General features: G+C 75.7%; 2 protein-coding genes. Both read right to left on the bottom strand.

Features of this window, described 5'->3' with window-relative positions; translation table 11 throughout:
- Positions 1–692 (bottom strand): alanine racemase (locus AC1DP0_RS21405; protein ID WP_478088518.1); only part of this gene is annotated, 692 nt, incomplete at its 3' end.
- A 79-nt stretch (positions 693–771) separates the two neighbouring features.
- Positions 772–1,944 (bottom strand): ADP-dependent NAD(P)H-hydrate dehydratase (locus AC1DP0_RS21400; protein ID WP_478088516.1); only part of this gene is annotated, 1,173 nt, incomplete at its 5' end.

The raw sequence follows: 1,944 nt of genomic DNA, 5'->3' as shown, positions 1-1,944 counted from the left end.
GAGTTCGCGAGGTGACGCACCTCGGGCTCGAGACCCTCCCGCTCGGCCTCGGTGACGGCCTCGAAGAAGCGCTCCTGCTGGGCCAGCACGGTGGGGTGCTCGGGCGAGTCGGCGTGTGCGAAGTGGGTCCAGAGGCCGACGACGCGGATGGATCCCTCTGCCTCGTGCCGGCGCGCGTGCTCTACGAGCGTGATCCAGTCGGGGCCGAAGGCGCCCCCGCGGCCCAGGCCCGTGTCGACCTTGAGGTGGACCCGCGCGGTGCGGCCGAGCGCCGACGCCGCCGACGCGATCTCGTCGAGCACCCAGGGCGCCGATGCGGAGAGGTCGATGTCGCGCTCCACGGCGCCGGCGAAGTCGGCGCCGGGCACGCTGAGCCAGGTCAGCAGCCGCGTCGTGAGGCCCGCGTCACGCAGCGCGAACGCCTCGGCGAACTGGGCCACCCCGAGCCATGTGGCCCCGCCGCGCAGCGCGGCACGTGCGACCGGCAGCAGCCCGTGGCCGTAGGCGTCGGCCTTGACGACGGCCATGAACTCGGACGTCGGGGCGAGCGCGCGCAGCGTGCGCACGTTGGCCTCGAGCGCGGCGAGGTCGATCTCGGCCCACACGGTCAGGCCGTGGGTCTCTGGCGGGGACGCCGGGTTGCCGGCGGGCGTCGCGGTCCGCTCGGCGTCGGAGGCGTCGGTCTGGCTCATCGGTGCAGTCTCGCAGGTCGTCTTGGGGGGTCCGGATGCTGGTCTCCGCGTGCGGGACGCGGACGGGGGTCCACCGGTTTCAGCCGGGCGCCGTCCGTCCCCGGGCCAGCAGGTCGCGCACCGTGGGCCGTATGCCGTTGGCCACCGCGAGCGCCCGCAGCGGGCCGCCGCCGGAGACCCGGTCGGCGGTGACGCCGTGCACGAGGGCACCGAGGGAGGCTGCATCGTGCGGTGAGAGGCCGGCCGCGAGCAGGGCGCCGATGACGCCGGAGAGCACGTCGCCGGCCCCGGCGGTGGCGAGCCACGGCGGCGCATCTGCCTGGGAGCGCACCGGTTCGCCCTCGGTGACGACGAGGGTGGTCGCGCCCTTGAGCAGCACGGTGGCGCCGGTCAGGGCGACCAGACGCCGGGCGTGCCCGAGCGGGTCGCCCTTGACGTCGTCCGCGGAGACCTCCTGCTGCGCGTCGTCGGCATCGTCGGTGGGACGGTTGACGGACCTTCCCGCCTTCCCCGTGCGTGAGCCGGGCCCGGAACCGGCCGAAGGTGCGTCATCAGTCCCCGTGGCGGGGCGCTCGAGGCGGGTCAGCAGCCGCGCGAGCTCGCCGGCGTGGGGCGTCAGGACCGTCGGTGCGTCGCGGCGTCCGTCGACGAGCGCGAGTCCCCCGGCGTCGACGACGACCGGCAGGTCGCTCGCCAGGGCGGCTCGGGCTGCCTCGAGCTGGGCGCGGGAGCGCTCGTCGTCGGCCTGGGTGTCGAGACCCGGGCCGACGACCCAGGCCTGGACCCGCCCCTCCGCGACCACGGCCTCGGGCACGGCCTGGTGGACGAGCCCGACCGGGGTGGGCGTGCCGACGTAGCGGAGCATGCCGACGCCGGACTCGGCGGCGGCGGTCGTGCACAGCACGGCAGCGCCCGGGTAGGCCTCACTGCCGGCGACGACGCCGAGCACGCCGCGGGAGTACTTGTCGTCGCCGCTGCCGGGGACCGGCCAGAGGCCGGCGACGTCGTCCCACGTCAGCCGCTCGACGGCGGCGGGCACGTCGTCGAGCTCGACGCCGATGTCGACGACGGTCAGGCGACCGGTCGCGGCTTCACCGGCGGGGAGCAGGTGGACGGGCTTCGGGGTGCCGAAGGTGACCGTCTCGTCGGCCCACACGGCATCGTCCTCGCCCTGCTCACCGGCAGGGTCGAGCCCGCTCGCGAGGTCGACGGCAAGGACCCACGCGTCGTCGTCCACGGCGTCGACGAGGCA

It is taken from the genome of Terrabacter sp. P5_B1, assembly GCF_056400505.1.
This window is presented reverse-complemented; position numbering and strand designations above follow the sequence as displayed.